An 18,184-nucleotide genomic window follows, 5' to 3' on the forward strand; every position below is an offset into this window, starting at 1 on the left:
CATGATACGTTTGTTTGAATATGATTCGAAGCAGGCACAATCTTTATCTCAAGTACCTGTGCACCAGCCGTCGATTATTCGAGTTATTCATGGGGAAAAGTCTTTACTCTGGCAAGATGAATCCGTTTTGGTGGGTCAAGGTCAGTTACTGTTAATTCCTGCCGGATCGCATATTAGCTTTGTTAATCGACCTTTTCTTGGGCGTTATCGGGCGGTGCAGTTATTACTCCCCCACGATTTACCCCAAGGTATTTTATCAAGCGCTACCGATTGGCGTGACCCTATGCCAGTCCAAAACGTATCACGCGCGGTGGACTTAGCTTGGAATGCGCTATTACAGAGTTTGAGCTTGTCTCTGGCCGATCCTGTTCAACTGCATTATTTGGCCGCGTTACTGTTAAGTTTGCCGGATAAACGCAGTGTGAACTGGTTGTATGGACACACCCAACGCAGCGTGACTCAAGCGGCCTTGGCCTTAATGAGTGTGAGTCCTTCGGCATCATGGCAGCAGGAGGATATTGCCGACAAGTTACACATGAGTACAGCTAGCCTTAGGCGTAAATTGGCGCTAGAAGATACCAGTTTTAGGCAATTATTAGTTGAAGTCCGGCTGAGCCATGGTTTGGCCATGCTGCAAAACTCAGGCGAACCATTACTGCAAGTGGCTTTAGCTTGTGGTTATCAATCTGCGGAAAAGTTTTCCTTACGTTTTAAGCAACAATTTGGCCTGACCCCTGCGGCTTATCGTCGTACACTGTAAATAAGGAGTGGATTGAAACTTAAATAATCTTAAACTGCAGGAGAGATATGATGGCGAATGAGCAATTTACCGATAGCGGATTTTGGAACAAGATTAAACTCTTTAGTCGTCAGGCGGGTAGGGAAGTGATCGAGCGTGCCCTGTGGCTTTATTATGCGTCGCAGCAGCCGAATACGCCTAAATGGGCTAAATCTGTTATTTTTGGTGCTTTGGCATATTTTATTTCGCCCTTAGATGCTATTCCTGACTTGACGCCTCTAGTTGGCTTTACCGATGATTTAGGTGCCCTTGCCGCGGCGCTAACTATGGTGAGTTTATACATTGACGATGAGGTTAAATCTCGCGCGGCGGATAAACTCGCTCTGTGGTTTGGAGATAAACCGACTGAACCTAAGGTTTAAGCATCCTGCGTATGCCATGATTTAATTGTGGTGGAATAATGCTAAAAATATCATTTTATTCGGACTCCAAGCGCTGGCTTATACTTAAAATGACTTGAGTAAAAATATTTTTTGGCAAACGTTTCACTATTGCTTGATTGCGCTATATGCTAGCGCTGTTTTGTAAACCCCTTGTGTTGGTTTAGGCTGATAAATGAAAAATATTATGGTAGTGATCCTATGGTTCTTAGGTGTTTCTGCCACTACACCCGCGTTTGCCGATGAAGCATCTCCGGAACAACTCGCCCGTCTTTACCTCGATTTTATGGCACAAAATAGTCGCCAGAGTGAAGCCTTATGGCCGGGATTTCGTCTTGAAGATAAAGTACACCTTTTCAGTTATGGTGGTAACGTTTGGTTGCGCCAACCCGGAGGCGAGGTTGTTAAAGACAATAGTGTCTTAGAATCCGTAAACCTGCATTCGGGTCTATCAGTCAACTTTGGCTTTCCACAGTATCAAGGCCAGCCCGGTGTATTGATCCAGCTTGAGGCGCCGAATATTCAATTTAACGCCGACACTAAACCTACAGATCTCACTTTTCTAATCTGGGCGGGTAACGCCTTGCATGAAGCTTTTCATTTTTATGCACAATCCGAATGGCGGATATTAGAAGATAGCAGCCATTATGAAGGTGAAGTATTTCCTCTCAACTTCGATGCTCGTTATTACCGTCTACAGTTATTTGACGCCTTAATGGCGGCATTAGCAGAACCTGAGCAGCAGTCTTTGTTTTTGGGTCATGCAGCCTATTGGTTGCAGCAGTGGCGCCAAGTGGCGCCTAATGAAGACCGTGTAAGCTATATCAATGATTTAATAGAAGGTAGTGCCAAGTATGTCGAGTTAGTTGCTGGCGCCCGTTTATTAAGCCGAAATCAAACCTTACTCGGTTATCAGCAAATACTGACTCAATATGTGCATGACTATTATCAACAGCAGGTAATGTGGGGTGGTTGGACTGCTGAGGCGGGAAATATAGGCGCTCTGGCAGGCATATTGTTGGATAGCACTCAAGATCCTTACCGATGGAAAGAGTCAGTCATGTCTGGGATGTTGCCAGTGGATATATTATTAAATCGCATTAAACCGATACAAGCTCCAGAGAAAAAAGATAATAAACAGAAAAAATATTTACAGGACATGTTGGCTTACTATCCCGCCACGCAAGAGAAGTTATCTCAGCTGTTACTCAATGTGCAGGATCCCAAAGTGCCGTTATTGGTGATGCCGAGCGTGAGTGATAGCAGTAGTTTTATTGATATCGGCGCGGTGCGTTCTGGTTTTTATGTTGTGCCCTATCAAGATGAGATGACGCAAGCCTATTTAGGAATGAGTTCGCAATTTGGTAACTTGTCCGTGAGTGGTAGTCCGTTGCTCGATGTGCCGATGCAGAATTTTTGTGAGGGCATTGAGGCTGCAACTCTGTTACCTTTGGTATTCCCTTTTCAACGAGAGGGTCAGTATCTGGTATTTAATGAAGCAGAAGTCCATGGAACCATTAGGGTTTCTGCGAGTGTTGTTGATGGAAGAACCCTCTACTGTGCGATGAATTAATAATGAGAAAAAATCAGCTCGAATTTACCTACATGCGTGGCATTGCGATTATCTTTATCGTTCTTGGCCACAGCATTTACAACTCTGGGGAAGGTTTCCCGTTATTACTGGAGAACTTATTACGAGGAGGCACTGCATTATTCGTGTTTATCTCGGGGTACTTTTTCCATCGAATTTTTTATAAGGATTTTGATTACAAGAAGTTCATGAAAAATAAAGTACAAAATGTGCTTTATCCTTTTTTAGTTGTATCTTTTATCGGCCTAGTCTGTCTATGTTTACGCTGGATCTTTATGGAGCACCAGTCGCTCGAACAATTATTGTTGAGTGTTTTTTATACGGTGCGTAATGGTTATATCCTTTATCCACATTGGTATATTCCATTCATCATGGCGGTATTTTTATTTTCACCGATTTTCTTGTGGTTTATCCGTTGCTCGCAACAGATGCGCTGGACGCTATTTGTACTCAGCTGTGTGGCGGCTATTTTGTTGCATAGGCCGATAGGGAATATCAACTTTATCCACTCTGTGGTGTATTTTATGCCTTTCTATTTGATTGGTATTCTATATTCCCAAGATGAACATCTGCTGAGACGTTTTGGCTCTATTTTCAGTGCATTAGCGGTAATTTTTTTAATCACAAGCCTAGTCGAACAGAGTTACGTCGTGCAGCATATTGGTAATTACCATAAAGCACCGTTTGAATATAATGGTATTGATTGGCAGTTTATTCAAAAGCTAAGTTTATGCGTGTTGACACTTAATTTTTGTGAATGGTTATCAGAGCGCAGTCGTTTGCCTTGGTTAGTTGAAATAGCTGAGATGAGTTTTGCGATTTTCTTTATTCACCCGCTCTTCGACATGATGTTTAATGCGACTGCGACCTTAATGCGTTTCCGTTTACCACCTGGGTCTTGGATAACCAGTATACTATTCTCTGCGGCGATTTTTATCTTCTTGATGGTTGGCAGTATTATTACCGCTCGTTTTATCAAGAAGCGTCTCGGTAACCGTTCACGCACGTATATCGGTTGGTAATCTCGCACCTTAATTGCCGACATTTATCCTAACACTAGAGAAAATTCAGTTTGAATTTATTTCCTAGTGTTAGGGTGTTTTTCATCTAAAAAATGGAGAACATGATGAAGTCCAGAATTGCCCTACAGAGCCTCGTGCTCGCCAGTTTATCTTCAATTGCTTTACCATCCATAGCGGCTCAAACTGAGCCTTTATCCACTGAGACTCAAAATACTTTCTTTGCGCAAATCGCCGGCCATTGTGGTCAAGCCTTTGCGGGTAAAGTGGTCTCCGGTAACGCTGTAGACTCAGATTTTAGTGGTAAATCTTTAATGATGCATGTGCGCGAATGCAGCGACACTGAGCTTAAGATCCCGTTCCATGTGGGTGATGACCATTCACGTACTTGGGTGCTGACTAAGGCGCAACAAGGGCTTAAGTTGAAACATGATCATCGCCATCAAGATGGAAGCGAAGACGCTGTGACTATGTATGGCGGTGATACCATCAATGACGGGACAGTACAGAAGCAATCTTTTCCTATTGATAAAGACTCAATCGATAACTTTGTTAAAAATGGCTTAACTCAGTCGATCACCAATGTGTGGCATATTGCGATTACGCCAACGACGTTTAGCTACCAGCTCACGCGCGCAAACCGCAATTTTCAAGTCGATTTTGATCTCACTCAGCCAGTTGTCTTGCCGCCAGCACCTTGGGGGCACAAGTAAGTTTAAAGTGGTTTACTTAGGTCAAAAAAGCCTAATTCGATTTTTTATAAGATAGACATATAAAAATGGCGAGCCCTGCGGCTCGCCATTTTTTAACAGTTAATACCGTGTATTAGTTTGCTTTAGGCTCGAAACTAAAGGCTTGTCCTGCCAGTGCGGCTTCAAACATTAAGCCGCCTTTAGCTGCGGTAAATACGGCCATGCCATTGATATAAGAGCCTCTGGCTGAGCTATTGCTGCCGGCTTGGCCCGCAGTGGCGGAGTTACCCGTCGTTCCTGCCTGAGCGCTCGCGCCCATATTGATCGCCACCGCTGAAGCTTGGGCATCAAACTCGAAACTGCCACTGGTGAAGTTTTCATACGCTTTAGCATCTTTAAAGAAAATTATTTCGCTATAGGCTTGCCCACCTAGTTGCAAGCCGATAGATAATTGAGTCAGGCTGGAGTCACCCATATAAACGCCGCCTTTATAAACGCGACCTTTACCATAGGCTGCACCAATACCAATGCCGCCTTTCCCTACAGTAGGGAACAAAGCGTAGCCATAGGCGGTGTCGAAAAATTTACTGGTTTCTTTCGCTTTTTGAAAATTAACCACAGCCTGCTCGTAGCTTTCGTCTGCTTGTGCGATTGGTGCTGTAAATAAACTCACGATTAGGCATGTTGATGCCACAATGGCTGTTAAAAATGATTTCATGGTAGTGCCTCTTCAGTCTTTGGTTTTTTCCAGACTAGCCTTTATCGAAATAAATAACAGCCTAAACGACTTGAGTGTCAGCTGAGGTTCAGTATTCGAGTTGCTTGCCACAGAGTCATATTGATGGTGTGTATTGGAGTATAGTTGTACCGATAAGTTCTTAGATCATTAAGAATCTTATTTTTTTTCACAGTCGTCCTGTTGAACTTGGTGTAAAAACTCATACTCCTCAGGGGTGAGGACATTCTGAATCACGTGTGGCTGTAATGGTTGTTTGGCCATGCGACCTTTTAAATAGGCTGAACGGGTGATTTTCTTTAAACCGTATACGGCCAACATATACATGCTGAGCAGTAAAGTGAGCCTTGGTAGTGCATTGGATAGTAAAGATAAATTATCACCAAAATAAAAAGGCAGAATCACTACAAATACACGTATCAGCCAATTTAACAGCATGGCAAGCGTTAACCCTATTAACCAACGAAACCGAATGGTACCGAGTGTCTCTTGGGGTTGTGTGATATTTCTTTGTTTTTGTTTATGCAGGCGAAATAGCATCCACAACGCGATAAAGTAATAACAGGTTTGTATTGATAACAGTGCGGGGAGCAAGGCGCTCCACTGGTTGATATTCAGTTCTTTAAGGAGCAGGGCGATAGATTGCCATTCGCCTGTTTGATATCCCGTTAATTTTAAAACAATATCGATAATAGCGAAGAGTAAGGTGAGTAATGCTGGCCAGTAATGTTTTGAAAAACCAATAGGTTGACTTATTTGACTTAAACTACTTTTACAGTACAAATACAATAAAGGCATAAGTAAAAAGTAAATCGGACTAATAAGATTAAATAAGAGATGTATCGGGATCGGGGCATTATCGCGGTTAATTAAACCTGTAAGAAAATACAGTGCCACAAGGCTCAAGAAACTAGCCAGCAAACCTTGATGTGTTTCTGCCTGATATAAATAGCGAATATAAATAGCTAACGCGAGGCAATGTAAGCCTCCAAATAGCGATAACCACCAATAAGCTTGAGCGAAAAAGCTATTAAATTCGTTCATATTCTGTACCCAAACAATCTGAAGATGCAGTGGGAATTTAACGCACTTTAGGCTAGGCCATTTATTGCTCCTGCATAAATGGCCTTCGCGCTATCCAAGGCGATTGCGGTTATTTTTAACTTAGTGGGCTAAGTTAAAAATAGTCAACACCGCATAAAGTGCGTTAAAGCCTGCCAAGACGGAGCACTTAGGGAACTGTATTTGAGTGTCGTATCAATTAAAAAGGTGGCCGACACTCTGTTATTGACTCGTCTCGGATTTACGCACCCTAGGCGCTCTGAAACTCGTATCTTCAGATTGCTTAGGCATACACCTAGAGCCCTGTTATATCAGGGAACTCGGCGTGATAAAAGAATGAGGTTAGTTTTTTTGCTGGATGGCAATGCGCTGGTGGCGATTGGATGCTGCTTCTGGCACTACGCTCGGAACAGGCGTGCGTTCGGCAAGTAAGTGTTTGATTGCTCGAATAGGATGTGGCAATAGCATCCGAGGACCAGAGAAAATCATAATCTCTTTAACGATTTGCTTCTGCACAGGTTTGTAGCAATGTACTGGGCATTTATTGCAGGTTGGTTTGCTCTGACCGTAGGGGCAGCGATCTAGGCGAGTTGCGGCATAATCCAATAACTCAATACAATCAGTGCATAGACCGGTTATATTTTGGTTTTGGTGCTTTGCTTTGCAATGTATCTTCACCATCGCAGCTATGGTTTGGTGCTCGTAAAGCAGTTTGCCCGTTAGCAGTTGCGCAGCGTCCATTGGAATACCTTAGTCTATTACTCGGATATCCCATCATAAGCAGTGAAGCCAGTGCTGACAAAACAGAAGTATTAATTTATGAAGGTGCGCACAAAATGAGGCTTTAAATAACCTTAAGTGTTGCACCTAAAATAAGCTTTAGATATGCATCACTTTGTCTGCAGCGAGTGTCCAGCGGGTTAAGTCTTGCAGCGTACCAATGTGCGCACCTTCGATGATCATATCCGCAGTCACACCTCGAGCTTGAGCACAGGTCTTACACAATAAAATAGGGACTTGCTGCGCCAAGAGGATCTCAAACATCTGTTGTAGGTTGTAACTTAAGTCTGGCGTGGTTTGATTTTTTAACGCCCCAAACACCGCATCCGACATGAGAAACAGCTTAAGATCGACGGCTTGCTCATCTTGATCCTTCAGTGCTAATGCGATGCGTAAGCTATTAAATAGCTTTTCTGTTCCATAGGGTGTGGCGTGGGCGACGATAAGAATACTTTGCATCAGGGCTGTCCTTAATGTGTATTACACAGCGGAATTAGGTTAATAATCTAACCCGGATGTCGCAGTCTAGCGCAATTGGCTATAACTATTTGAGTGCAAGATCGTATAAAAAGGTATAAACACTTGATTTGCACCGACACAATGGACTTTAATAGCGGTTAATCTCTGCTCAATTCTAGGTGAGCACGGTTGTCATTGATACGATTTTAACGGACTTTGGCATACCCATTGGCATCGCTTATGTCGAGAAGCCAGCATCAAAGGTGAACAAGAATGAAAATTTTAATCGTATTCGTACTGATCGCAATCGGTGTGTTTTTATTTCGTCGCACACAACGATTGGCGAAGAAGGAGCAAGAAGCGTTGAAGCCTAAATCGGCGCCGATTACGCCGGTTGTTCCTCGCGAAGAAACACCGATTTCATCTACAGCAGAGCCCGAGCAGGTTGAGTCTGTGGAGCTAGCCGTAGGGACTCCTGTAGTGGAAGCGGTTATTGAAGTTGAAGCCGAATTGATGCCGCGCGACCCAAAACAGACAGTGAATACTACGCATATTTCGGTCGATATCGACACTGATATTATCGAGGTCGATATTCCTGCGGCACATAACGAAGAGGCGGTGATCATCTTAGGTTCAACATTTGTAGATGACCCATCTGAAGTCGCTGGTGTTGATGTACTTAAGGCTGAAGTTCAGGCTACTGTGCCAGTGATTGGTGCTCAATCGCCCGGCGATTGGGCGAATGTGACCTTGAAACGAGCTTTTGAGGAGTATCAAGCGGCAACCTCAGTAAGCGATCGTTACAGTGCATTACAAAATATGGTGGGTGAGTGCTACAAGCAGCGTAAATCTGCTGATTATCTCAATTATGGTGCTCAGTTGGCACAGGAGTATATTGCATTATTCCAAGCGGTGACTGCTGAGCAAGGTAAAACTGCTGAGCTTAAATCTGCAGGTTTCCTCCACTTGGCGACGCTGCTTAATGATACTCAAGCGTTCGATGCTGCTATTGTCTTATGTCGTAAAGCATTAGAGTTTGGGTTGAGCGATGGCACAGTAACGGGCTTTGAAGGCCGTATTAGTCGAATAGAAAAAGCCCAGACCAAAGCTGCTATGACTTAACATGAATGTAGGGATTAAACCCTTAGGCGAAAAGCGGTTATTTACCTCGTCTAGGCAGTGTAGAATCCTCCTTAACTGATGCGCAAAAGGCGAACCTTAGTTCGCTTTTTTTTATGGGCCTATTTTATGGGCTTAAGTAGGGGAACAATGAAACTACGCTATGTCTTACCGAACGCCTTATTTATGTTTGGAATACTGTTACTCAGTGGCTGTACTAAAACGGCAGAATGGACACTGTTTTATTATCCCGATGCGAGTGCCATTCCGGCGATGCCTTTACAGACCGAAACGATTAATGGCTACTATGAAACATTAGAGCAATGCCAAAGTAAGGCACACGGCATGCAGCGTTTAAGTCGCTCTGGTGTGAGTGGTTTTGGCCTTGGCGTCTATCAGTGTGGACATTTATGTGAACTTGACGATAAGTCGGTGCTGGTTTGCAAGACCTTGAGCCAATAGGTGGGTGATGATGAAGTTTAAACAGGATTTTTTTACCCAGCTGCCCGAATTTTACTCGCAGGTTTATCCTCAGGGGATCACCAATCCTCAGTGGCTAGCGTGGAGTGATGACGCTGCGCAATTAATTGGCCTAACCCAGCCAACCGATGAGCTATTACTCGGTTTATCTGCTAATGCCGCAATCGATGGCGCGACTTATTACGCCCAAGTGTATAGCGGCCACCAGTTTGGCGGTTATACGCCGCGCTTAGGCGATGGGCGCTCAATTATCTTAGGCGAAGCGGTAGGCCCAAACGGTGTGTGGGATGTCGCGCTTAAGGGCGGCGGCCCAACGCCATACTCTCGCCGTGGTGATGGCCGTGCGGTGATGCGCTCAGCGGTGCGCGAGTTTTTAGTCTCAGAAGCGCTATATGCTTTACAAGTTCCCACTACGCGTGCTTTGGCCGTGATTGGTTCTGACTTACCAGTTTGGCGTGAGAGCCAAGAAACGGCAGCGATTACTGTACGTCTAGCTCGTAGTCACATTCGCTTTGGTCATTTTGAGTTTTTTTGCCATAGCGAACGTGGCCGCGCTGATAAACTGATTCAATTACTCAATTTCACGATCACTCAGCATTATCCTCATTTGAGTTGTGATGCTGCAGGTTATAAAGCGTGGTTTTTACAGGTAGTGCAAGATACGGCCAAAATGATTGCCCATTGGCAAGCGGTAGGTTTTGCCCACGGGGTGATGAACACCGACAATATGTCGATTCTGGGTGACAGTTTTGATTTTGGCCCTTTTGCATTTTTAGATACCTTCCAAGAAGATTTTATCTGTAATCACTCTGATTCAGAGGGGCGTTATGCATTTGGTCAGCAGCCGGGTGTTGGATTATGGAACCTACAACGCTTAGCGCAAGCATTGACACCCGTTATCCCGTCCGACGATTTAATTGCCATCCTTAATCAATACCAAGAGGCGCTAGTTCAGCCTTATTTACATTTGATGCGCGCAAAATTAGGTCTGCCAACATTAGTTAAACCAACGCCAGAGCAGGATAAGCAAGACCTTGAGCTTATTGGTCGTTTGACTGTGCTAATGGAAAAAAATCAACTCGATTACACTCAAACATGGCGTCAATTCGGTAAGGTCGACCCGACCAGTCAACACAGCGGTTTACGGGATGATTTTATCGATGTGGCGCAATTTGATACTTGGTATCAAGCCTATCAACAGCGATTAGGTATAGTGGCTGATGTGGGTGAATGGCAAACTGAGCGTAATGCAGTGAATCCAAAATATATTTTGCGTAACTATTTAGCTCAAGAGGCGATAATTGCGGTGGAAGAGGGTAATCTTGCGCCATTGCACCGATTGCAGAAAATTTTAAGCCAGCCTTTTGCCGAACACACAGAACATGAAGACTTAGCTAAACGTCCACCGGACTGGGGCCAAGGTTTGATTATGTCATGTAGTAGTTGATTGGATAAAAAACATGAAATTAGCTAGCACTCAGATACAAGCCATTCGCTTAGATAAAGAGGCGTTAAGTTTATCAATTAGCGCCGATATTGATTTTGATCGTTTTGTCGATTTTGCCGAGCCACTTGCAGCGATACTCGATTGCACTGTGGGTGAGCGTCAGTGGGGCGCCGACAGACATCAATGGGCATTAGCATTTGAAGGGAGCCTGTTATGGCTCAATTATGAGTTTTATGGCAATATTTGCTGGCTTTCAACTGAAAATAAAGCCGATTTTGAGGTGTTAGAATACTTCGCCACTGTGCTTAAACCTCATCTAAGAGTGAACTAATATGAATCAGAATATGACGCCGCCGACGATAACCAATACCAGCGGTGCAGCATTCCATTTCCAAGCGTTAACGCCAGATTTGATCTTAGATGCCATTGAAAGCTTAGGTGTGTATCCTGAAACGGGCTTGCTCGCACTCAATAGCTATGAGAACCGTGTATATCAGTTTCGTAGTGATGAAGGGTTACGTTATGTGGTGAAGTTTTATCGCCCCGATCGTTGGAGCGACGAACAGATCCAAGAAGAACATGACTATGCGTTAGCGCTCGCCGCTGAGGATATTCCAATGGCGGTGCCTGTGATTATCGAAGGCCGCACACTGCATAAGTATCAAGGTTTTCGATTTACGCTGTTCCCGTCTTTAGGTGGTCGAGCTTTTGAGGTCGATAATTTAGAACAACTAGAGTCAGTCGGTCGATTTATCGGTCGCATACACCAGTACGCCGCGCAAACCTCATTTGCAGAGCGTGAACCCTTAAACCCACATATTTTAGGGGCAGAACCGCTGGCGTGGTTAAAACAATCCGATCTCGTGCCTAACAGCTTGCGTTTGCCTTTTTTTACCGTGGTAGAGCAAGTGCTAGCTAAGGCCAATGCGATTTGGGAACGACAGGATTTTGCGGCAATTCGTTTGCATGGGGATTTACACCCAGGCAATATTCTGTGGACGCCCGACGGCCCTGGATTTGTCGATTTAGACGATGCGCGTATGGGGCCGGCCATTCAAGATTTATGGATGATGTTAACCGGTGATAGAGCGCAGCAATTAATGCAGCTTGAAATCTTACTCGAGGCCTATGAAGAGTTTTGTGAGTTTGATACTAGGCAACTGGCCTTGATTGAGCCACTGCGGGCGTTGCGTATGGTGCATTATAACGCGTGGATTGGCCGCCGCTGGGATGATCCAGCTTTCCCGATGAACTTCCCTTGGTTTGGGGATGAGAAATATTGGGAGCAGCAAATTTTATCGTTTAAAGAACAGTTATATGCGCTGGGCGAACCGCCTTTGAGTTTAGTACCTTATTAATGTTCAATATTTAACCATGCATAATAGTCGCAGTGATTTTAAATTGAACTCTTAGGCGTGAGTTACACTCAAAAAAGAGAATGTGTTAGTCTCCTGCCTAGTGAACCTATTTATAAGATTGATTTAAGGAATTTTCATGAAAAAAGCATTACTTATGGCTGCGGCCTTGTTACTGGCACCAATGGCCGTAGTCGCTGCAGATTATCAAGAAGGTGTTCATTACACTGTGATTAATGATGGTCCTGCGACGGCAAAACCTGAAATTACTGAGTTTTTCTCCTTCTATTGTCCACATTGTTATAATTTTGCTAAGACTGTAGTGCCAAAAATTATTGCAGACAAACCTGATGGTGTGGCTTTTAACCAAGCGCACGTTGATTTTATCGGTAAAGACATGGGCGTAGAAATGTCACGTGCATTTGCAGTAGCACATCAATTAAATGTCGATGATAAAATTGATAATGCACTTTTTTCAGCTATCCATGATAAAAAACAAAATTTTACTAATCGTGATGATATCCGTGCTCTTTTTATCGCTAACGGTGTGGATGGTAAAACCTTCGACGCGGCCGCGGAATCTTTTATGGTGAAAGCGCAAATGGCTAAGATGAAGCGTGATACTGAAAATGCTAAGTTAACCGGCGTACCGGCTTTGGTTGTTAATGGTAAATATCGCGTTGAAACCGGTTCAATCAAATCCTACGATGAGCTATTAGATATCGCTTTCTTTCTAGCGAAGAAATAATGCTGATGACGTTATCATGTCGCCGTTATACGAGCGGGTGATAATCACGTACCCATACAGTTGTTTGTTTAAAGGAGCCTAACGGCTCCTTTTTTATTGCTTGTGACGGCAGTATTAAGTGTTGGCGTGAGTTAGCGACGTCGGGTTAAGCGCTTGAGATTATAGTTTATTGAATATATTGATAAAAAACAGGTAAAAAAAACCGTACTTCTTATAACAGAAAGTACGGACTTGAGCCAAGGGGCTCTTTTTCACCCTGAGTAACATGGTTAATTTAACAGAGCGTCAAAAAATTGGCAAGCGTCATTTTTATGGCTTTTGGTTTTTTTGTGATTGAGTTTAATATTGATAGTTTAACTAAATCAGATGATTGAAGTTTTTGGGTGCTCAAATATGAAAAATAGTCTGTCAACCATGCAACTCAAACAGTAAACCTTATGTCAAAGAGGGGAATCAATAACAACAAGAATGTTTATAGGTGGTCATATGAGAGTTTTCCCCGTTTACGCCCCTAAACTTATCGTTAAGCATGCGCGTATTTTTCTTACTGGTGTTATTTGGGTTAAAGATTTAGGACGACTAGAATTTGAGCGGGGACGGTTTTTACTACCAAGAAAAAGCCTGCCAAAAGTGAAGCAGGCTATTTTAGAGCTGAACGAACTCATTGAAGCGCAGAATTATCAAACCAATTCAATTTAGAGCGGGTTCGATTTAGAACCGGCTCAATTTAAATCTCATTTAGTTAGTATAGATTTCACGCCGTGCAGCTTAGATTTCGCTGTTTAACAAGCCAACAAGGCCAGTAACTTTTTCGTTCCAAGAAGTGAGTTCTTCTTGTAGTTGCTGGTTTTGCGCATTCAATTGTTGATTGTGCTCACTCAGTGTAGACGCTTTTTGCTTCTCTTCTTCAAGCTCCATTTTTAGAAGCTCGATCGTTTCGAGTGCAGCCTGGATTTTGGTTTCCAGTTTGGACAGTAATTCAAGGCTCATCTGGAGAGTCCTATGGTTTCTGGATGGGACTGTGATTCTAGCAGTGCCTAGAACTTAAGGAATAGCGATTCTTGTCGTTTGGTTAAAAAACACCCTATTACTGGGTTCTAAATTAAGTTTTTTTGCATTTGTTATTAACTCGTTAGTATTCTTGGTTTTATTTTTTATCGGAATGGTCCATGTCGCCTAGTCTGCTCGCCATACTCCCGTTACTGTTGACCTTAACCTTAGCCCTGTTTTTACGCCGCACGCTGGTGGCGTTAGGCGTTGGTATCGTCTCTGGCGCGCTATTGATCGCCCAATTTGACCCGCTGCAAACTGCGCGGTATTTGCTTGATATCGGTGTTAAACAATTTTATGCCCAAGGCGCGTGGCAAGCGTGGCACCTCAATGTGCTATTGGCCATGTTGCTGCTAGGTAGCATGACGCAGTTGTTAGCACGTGGCGGCGCCGTGGGTCAGTTTGGCGATTGGCTATATAGCCGTATCCGCACTGAGCGTCAGGCGCGTCTGGGAGTGGTGTTCCTCGGTTGGTTAGTGTTCATCGATGGGATTTTCAGTTGCCTTGCCGTCGGTCATGTTTGTCAGCCACTGAGCCAGCGTTATGGCATTCGCCATGAGCAGCTCGCTTATCTGGTGGATTCCAATGCCTCGCCCCTGTGTGCGCTATTGCCTTTCTCCAGTTGGGGCCCCTATGTGATGGCGCTTATCGCGGGGATCAGCTTTTTGCCCATGTCGCCGCTGGAAGCCTTCATCGATGTGGCCTTATTTAACTTTTACGCCATAGTGACCTTAGGTTTGTCCGTGCTTGTCGCTTGGTATGGCGTGGGTTTTCGCTCTTTTGTCGCCGCTACCGTGGTGGAATCTTCTAGTACAGTCGAGGCCAAGGGCAATCCTTGGCTACTCGCTATTCCTATGCTGACTCTGTTATTGGCTTCGGTGGGATTAACTTTGTGGTCTGGTGCCCAGCAGGTCTCTTCTTGGGATGTGTCGCTCTGGCTGGCTAAGGCCGATATTGGCGCCTCTATGCGCGATGCTTGTTTGTTGGCGACCTTGGTCACTCTGATTATGTTGGGCTTGTCTGGGCGACGCTTAACGGCGTTAGTGGGGGATTTGAGCCACGGTGTGCGCATGATCGCCTTTGCTATTGCAATTTTACTCTGCACTTGGATGATTGGCGCTGTTATCCAAGATCTTGGCGTGGCGAAATTGTTGGCCGCTTGGGCTAAATCTTATCTTTCTCCACACTTGCTGGTGGCGGGAATGTTTTTACTCTGCGCGATAATGGCTTTTGCGACGGGCTCGAGTTGGGGCACATTTGCGATTATGATCCCGATTGGCGCTGAGATTGCTCATAACCTTGATCCTCATCTGTTGTTACCAGTATTGAGCGCTGTGATGGCGGGGTCAGTTTTTGGCGATCACTGCTCGCCCATTTCAGATACCAGCGTGCTCAGTGCGACCAGTTCAGGTTGCGCTCCCCATGACCACGTGGTGACCCAGTTGCCCTTTGCATTAATCGCGGCGTGTTCGGCCTTGGTTGGATTCCAATTAGTGAATTTAGAAGTGGCGACGCCGTTAGTGTGGTTGGCCGTGGTGAGCTGTGGTCTCGGTTTATTTGCCTTGATGGCGCGCTTCTATTCGCCTTGGCCTAAGTTAGCGGCGCAGACATAACGCCTGTTTATCGTTAAAATGGCCTATTCAGTTTGAGCTGAACCAATTATTTAAATGTACTGATTTAAGAGATGATCAATATGAGCATTACCCGTTTAGACGTTGGCACCCGCATGAGCAGTATAGTCATTCACCAAGGTACTGTGTATCTGTGTGGTCAAGTGGCGAAGGATAAGTATCAAGATATCACTGAGCAAACCGTCACTATGCTTGAAGAAGTCGATACCTTGTTGGCGCAGGCGGGGAGTTCGCGTGAGCATTTGTTGTCAGCGACTATCTATCTGAAAGACATGGGTGATTACGATGCGATGAATGCCGTATGGGATGCTTGGGTGCCTAAAGGCCATGCACCAGCCCGCGCTTGCGTGCAAGCTGCCATTGCTGAGCCGGAATATTTGGTTGAAGTGTCTGTAATAGCGGCGGTCGCGGTTTAAGCGCTAAGCTATTTTTCGCCCTGTTTAGAAACCTATTTCAATCCCTATTTAGAATCCTGTCACCGAGTGTCATGACTCGGTGAAGCTTTTCCGCAATACACCTCGCTATCTAAACCTGCATTGTTCATCACGTTCACTCTCTTCTAGCTAAATCTTTCAGCTTTAACCTAATAAGTATTCCATTAAATGTTTAGGCACAAGCGGTGGATGATCCACATATTGGATTGAGAGTGCCGCGGCGATCGTATCCATATTCTGTTGCGCTAAGCCCTGTTCGATAATGGCAAACGCCCAAGGAGCCTCAGTTTTGAGCTTTAGGTAATAAGGCGTGTTGATAAATTGTGCGAGTGAGTAAGCCGCGCCACCTAAACCATGCCCCCAACCATCGCTGACCTGAAAAGGTCTATCAAGATGCGTCGTATCAAACTCAATCAGCTGGGGATATTGGCCATTATGCCCACCGGTCCAGTGACCGATTTCAACTGCTAACATTATCTTTGCCATGTGTTGTCCTCGCTAACCTTGTTTAGTGGCAATCTGCATCCTGCCAAATTCAGCATGCACATCGACAGGCGTGATAGCGACGATATGGTCGAGCCTAAGGGATTGTTTATTTTGTTGCTGCTGGATAACAAGCCACTCGGTTTTGTCGGCTCTGGTCTGCGTGGTGATGGCTTGACCTTGGCACTGCGTGCCATCAATTAACTCAATCTTGAGCTGATAACCGCGCAGGCAGGCAAGTTCGAGGTAATCGTAGTGCTCACAGGGGATCATCTTATAGTCAGACATAGGTTTATCTCATCGGGAGTTCGACCCCATTGTGGCAAAAATACTTGCCATTGGCATTATGTGTGACCCAATGCTGATTGTTTTATCTAGTATCTAAGACAGTGTGAAAGGCTGAGCCAAGCATGTTAGCGAGTTTTTTATTGCTTAGACCTTTATACCCAAGCTACCTGAAGATACGAGTTTCAGAGCGCCTAGGGTGCTTCAATTCAAGGCGCATCAATGACAGAATGTCGGTCACCTTTTGAATTGATGCAACACGGAAGTGGAGTTCCCTAGGCGCTCCGTCCCGGCGGGTTTTAATGCACTTTATGCTGTGTTGGTTATTTTTAACTTAGCCCACTAGGTCCGCAAATAACCGCCTTGCCTAAAGTGCGTTAAATTCCCGCTGAATCCTGCATCTTCAGATTGTTTGGGTATAGATATGCGCGCCCCTCTTGACTTTATTCCTGTCGCTCCCTAGTCTGCTTGTTCAGTAATCAAGGTGGTATGCGATGGAAATAACCTACAATTTAAAACCTGCGTCCGAGCGCCGTACTGAGCAATTCAAGCCCGAGGGGAATGTGGGCTTTGGTAGCCTCAGAACCGATCATATGTTTTTGATGGATTATCATGACGGACAATGGTGCGATCCGCGCATCGTTCCTTATGGTCCATTTGAAATGGCACCGGGTGCAATGGCGTTGCATTATGGCCAGTCGATCTTCGAAGGCGCGAAAGCCTTTATGCACGAAGATGGCGAGATTTATACTTTCCGTATTAATAAGAATGCCGAGCGGATGAATCGCTCCGCCGATATCGTCTGTATTCCTAATATCGATGAACAAGTGCAGATGGATGCGATCAATGCGTTGATCGATGTCGATCGCCTGTGGTTCCCGATGCAAGAAGGTGCGTGTCTGTATATTCGCCCCTTTATTTTTGCGACCGAAGACCGTCTCTCTGTTAGCCCAAGCACGCGTTATACCTTCTGTGTGGTATTAAGCCCAAGTGGTGCTTATTACGCAGCGGGTGTCAACAAAGGCATACGCTTACTGATCAGCAAAACTTTCCATCGCGCAGTTTCGGGTGGCACTGGCGCCTCAAAAGCGGCGGGAAACTATGCGGCGTCGTTGCGTGCGGGTAAAGCCGCGGCAGCCTTTGGTGCATCGCAAGTGTTATATCTCGACTCGACCAATCAACAGATTGAAGAAGCGGGCGCGATGAACCATTTCCACATATTAAAAGATGGCACTGTGATCATTCCGACTTTCACAGATACCATTCTTAAGTCGATCACCTCGCAATCCATCATGGAATTGGGTGAGATGCTTGGTTGTGAAGTGCGCCAAGAGACTGTCATGCTTGATCAATTTATCGCTGACATCGAATCTGGTGAAATTATCGAGGCGGGTGGTTTTGGTACAGCGGCCGTAGTTTCAGCTGTAGGCTCCTACATTTTTGAAGATGGCCACATAGTCACTGTCGGTAATGGTGAAGTGGGCGAGCATGTTCAGCGCATCTACAAACTCTATACCGAAATACAAAAGGGTCACATTCAAGGTCCAGAAGGCTGGGTTAAGCGTGTTGAACGTTTAGCAAAGTAAGGATGTTGTGGTGATGATTAAAGGCTCCTAGGAGCCTTTTTTATTGGC

Annotated in this window: 22 protein-coding genes; 15 read left to right on the top strand and 7 right to left on the bottom strand. The window is 44.9% G+C overall.

Annotated features, from left to right (window positions below; genetic code table 11):
* Window position 1 precedes the first annotated feature (1 nt).
* From ACRN9H_RS13975 to ACRN9H_RS13995, 5 genes are all read left to right on the top strand, one after another.
* A complete protein-coding gene (locus tag ACRN9H_RS13975; protein WP_432314544.1) occupies window positions 2-760 on the top strand; it encodes a helix-turn-helix transcriptional regulator in 759 nt (252 codons plus the stop codon).
* A gap of 50 nt (window positions 761-810) precedes the next feature.
* Complete coding sequence (locus tag ACRN9H_RS13980) at window positions 811-1,161, top strand: YkvA family protein (protein ID WP_432314600.1); 351 nt, start codon at window positions 811-813, stop codon at window positions 1,159-1,161.
* Between the two features lie 193 nt (window positions 1,162-1,354).
* Window positions 1,355-2,752, top strand: coding sequence for a hypothetical protein (locus ACRN9H_RS13985; RefSeq protein WP_432314546.1), 1,398 nt, complete (start codon window positions 1,355-1,357; stop codon window positions 2,750-2,752).
* 2 nt (window positions 2,753-2,754) lie between these two features.
* Window positions 2,755-3,792: an acyltransferase family protein gene (locus tag ACRN9H_RS13990; RefSeq protein WP_432314548.1), complete on the top strand. Its 1,038-nt coding sequence runs from the start codon at window positions 2,755-2,757 to the stop codon at window positions 3,790-3,792.
* 104 nt (window positions 3,793-3,896) lie between these two features.
* The gene (locus ACRN9H_RS13995) at window positions 3,897-4,502 is read left to right on the top strand and encodes a hypothetical protein (RefSeq protein ID WP_432314550.1); all 606 of its coding nucleotides are present in this window, start codon (window positions 3,897-3,899) and stop codon (window positions 4,500-4,502) included.
* Between the two features lie 112 nt (window positions 4,503-4,614).
* Here the strand turns inward: ACRN9H_RS13995 and ACRN9H_RS14000 are convergent, their stop codons facing one another.
* From ACRN9H_RS14000 to ACRN9H_RS14015, 4 genes are all read right to left on the bottom strand, one after another.
* Window positions 4,615-5,199, bottom strand: a complete 585-nt coding sequence (locus ACRN9H_RS14000) for a YSC84-related protein (RefSeq protein ID WP_432314552.1) — start codon at window positions 5,197-5,199, stop codon at window positions 4,615-4,617.
* A gap of 177 nt (window positions 5,200-5,376) precedes the next feature.
* The gene (locus ACRN9H_RS14005; RefSeq protein ID WP_432314553.1) at window positions 5,377-6,261 is read right to left on the bottom strand and encodes a hypothetical protein; all 885 of its coding nucleotides are present in this window, start codon (window positions 6,259-6,261) and stop codon (window positions 5,377-5,379) included.
* Window positions 6,262-6,621: 360 nt separating this feature from the next.
* Entirely contained in the window at window positions 6,622-7,020 is a 399-nt protein-coding gene (locus ACRN9H_RS14010; RefSeq protein ID WP_220772136.1) for a nitrous oxide-stimulated promoter family protein, read from the bottom strand.
* Between the two features lie 138 nt (window positions 7,021-7,158).
* The gene (locus tag ACRN9H_RS14015; protein WP_432314555.1) at window positions 7,159-7,518 is read right to left on the bottom strand and encodes a DsrE/DsrF/TusD sulfur relay family protein; all 360 of its coding nucleotides are present in this window, start codon (window positions 7,516-7,518) and stop codon (window positions 7,159-7,161) included.
* A gap of 273 nt (window positions 7,519-7,791) precedes the next feature.
* Between ACRN9H_RS14015 and ACRN9H_RS14020 the strand changes: the two genes are divergently transcribed.
* The 7 genes from ACRN9H_RS14020 to ACRN9H_RS14050 all read left to right on the top strand — a co-directional run bounded on the left by ACRN9H_RS14020 (window position 7,792) and on the right by ACRN9H_RS14050 (window position 13,366).
* Window positions 7,792-8,640: a hypothetical protein gene (locus ACRN9H_RS14020; RefSeq protein ID WP_432314557.1), complete on the top strand. Its 849-nt coding sequence runs from the start codon at window positions 7,792-7,794 to the stop codon at window positions 8,638-8,640.
* 147 nt (window positions 8,641-8,787) lie between these two features.
* Window positions 8,788-9,099, top strand: a complete 312-nt coding sequence (locus ACRN9H_RS14025) for a hypothetical protein (RefSeq protein WP_432314559.1) — start codon at window positions 8,788-8,790, stop codon at window positions 9,097-9,099.
* 10 nt (window positions 9,100-9,109) lie between these two features.
* A complete protein-coding gene (locus ACRN9H_RS14030) occupies window positions 9,110-10,564 on the top strand; it encodes a protein adenylyltransferase SelO (RefSeq protein ID WP_432314601.1) in 1,455 nt (484 codons plus the stop codon).
* A 13-nt stretch (window positions 10,565-10,577) separates the two neighbouring features.
* Window positions 10,578-10,895 carry a DUF3630 family protein gene (locus tag ACRN9H_RS14035; protein WP_432314561.1) on the top strand — a complete coding sequence of 106 codons (318 nt, stop codon included), beginning with the start codon at window positions 10,578-10,580 and terminating at the stop codon, window positions 10,893-10,895.
* A gap of 1 nt (window position 10,896) precedes the next feature.
* Window positions 10,897-11,922 carry a serine/threonine protein kinase gene (locus tag ACRN9H_RS14040; RefSeq protein WP_432314563.1) on the top strand — a complete coding sequence of 342 codons (1,026 nt, stop codon included), beginning with the start codon at window positions 10,897-10,899 and terminating at the stop codon, window positions 11,920-11,922.
* A 136-nt stretch (window positions 11,923-12,058) separates the two neighbouring features.
* On the top strand, window positions 12,059-12,667 hold the full coding sequence (locus ACRN9H_RS14045; RefSeq protein ID WP_432314565.1) for a thiol:disulfide interchange protein DsbA/DsbL: 609 nt from the start codon (window positions 12,059-12,061) through the stop codon (window positions 12,665-12,667).
* 486 nt (window positions 12,668-13,153) lie between these two features.
* A complete protein-coding gene (locus tag ACRN9H_RS14050) occupies window positions 13,154-13,366 on the top strand; it encodes a DUF1107 domain-containing protein (RefSeq protein ID WP_220772211.1) in 213 nt (70 codons plus the stop codon).
* A gap of 69 nt (window positions 13,367-13,435) precedes the next feature.
* Here the strand turns inward: ACRN9H_RS14050 and ACRN9H_RS14055 are convergent, their stop codons facing one another.
* Window positions 13,436-13,657 carry a cell division protein ZapB gene (locus tag ACRN9H_RS14055; protein ID WP_006083484.1) on the bottom strand — a complete coding sequence of 74 codons (222 nt, stop codon included), beginning with the start codon at window positions 13,655-13,657 and terminating at the stop codon, window positions 13,436-13,438.
* 179 nt (window positions 13,658-13,836) lie between these two features.
* Here ACRN9H_RS14055 and ACRN9H_RS14060 point away from each other — a divergent pair, with 179 nt between their 5' ends.
* Together ACRN9H_RS14060 and ACRN9H_RS14065 are read left to right on the top strand one after the other, a co-directional pair.
* The gene (locus ACRN9H_RS14060) at window positions 13,837-15,330 is read left to right on the top strand and encodes a Na+/H+ antiporter NhaC family protein (protein ID WP_432314566.1); all 1,494 of its coding nucleotides are present in this window, start codon (window positions 13,837-13,839) and stop codon (window positions 15,328-15,330) included.
* Window positions 15,331-15,410: 80 nt separating this feature from the next.
* A complete protein-coding gene (locus tag ACRN9H_RS14065) occupies window positions 15,411-15,764 on the top strand; it encodes a RidA family protein (RefSeq protein WP_261273302.1) in 354 nt (117 codons plus the stop codon).
* 162 nt (window positions 15,765-15,926) lie between these two features.
* Here the strand turns inward: ACRN9H_RS14065 and ACRN9H_RS14070 are convergent, their stop codons facing one another.
* Both ACRN9H_RS14070 and ACRN9H_RS14075 read right to left on the bottom strand, forming a co-directional pair.
* Window positions 15,927-16,268: a hypothetical protein gene (locus ACRN9H_RS14070; protein WP_432314568.1), complete on the bottom strand. Its 342-nt coding sequence runs from the start codon at window positions 16,266-16,268 to the stop codon at window positions 15,927-15,929.
* 12 nt (window positions 16,269-16,280) lie between these two features.
* Window positions 16,281-16,553 carry a Rho-binding antiterminator gene (locus ACRN9H_RS14075; RefSeq protein WP_012197738.1) on the bottom strand — a complete coding sequence of 91 codons (273 nt, stop codon included), beginning with the start codon at window positions 16,551-16,553 and terminating at the stop codon, window positions 16,281-16,283.
* A gap of 491 nt (window positions 16,554-17,044) precedes the next feature.
* On the opposite strand from ACRN9H_RS14075, the gene ACRN9H_RS14080 reads away from it, so the two are divergent.
* A complete protein-coding gene (locus tag ACRN9H_RS14080; protein ID WP_006083479.1) occupies window positions 17,045-18,136 on the top strand; it encodes a branched-chain amino acid aminotransferase in 1,092 nt (363 codons plus the stop codon).
* Window positions 18,137-18,184 lie beyond the last annotated feature (48 nt).

Origin of the sequence: Shewanella sp. MF08487, from assembly GCF_050848685.1 — a bacterium.
In the GTDB taxonomy this organism is placed as follows: Bacteria; Pseudomonadota; Gammaproteobacteria; order Enterobacterales; family Shewanellaceae; genus Shewanella; species Shewanella glacialipiscicola.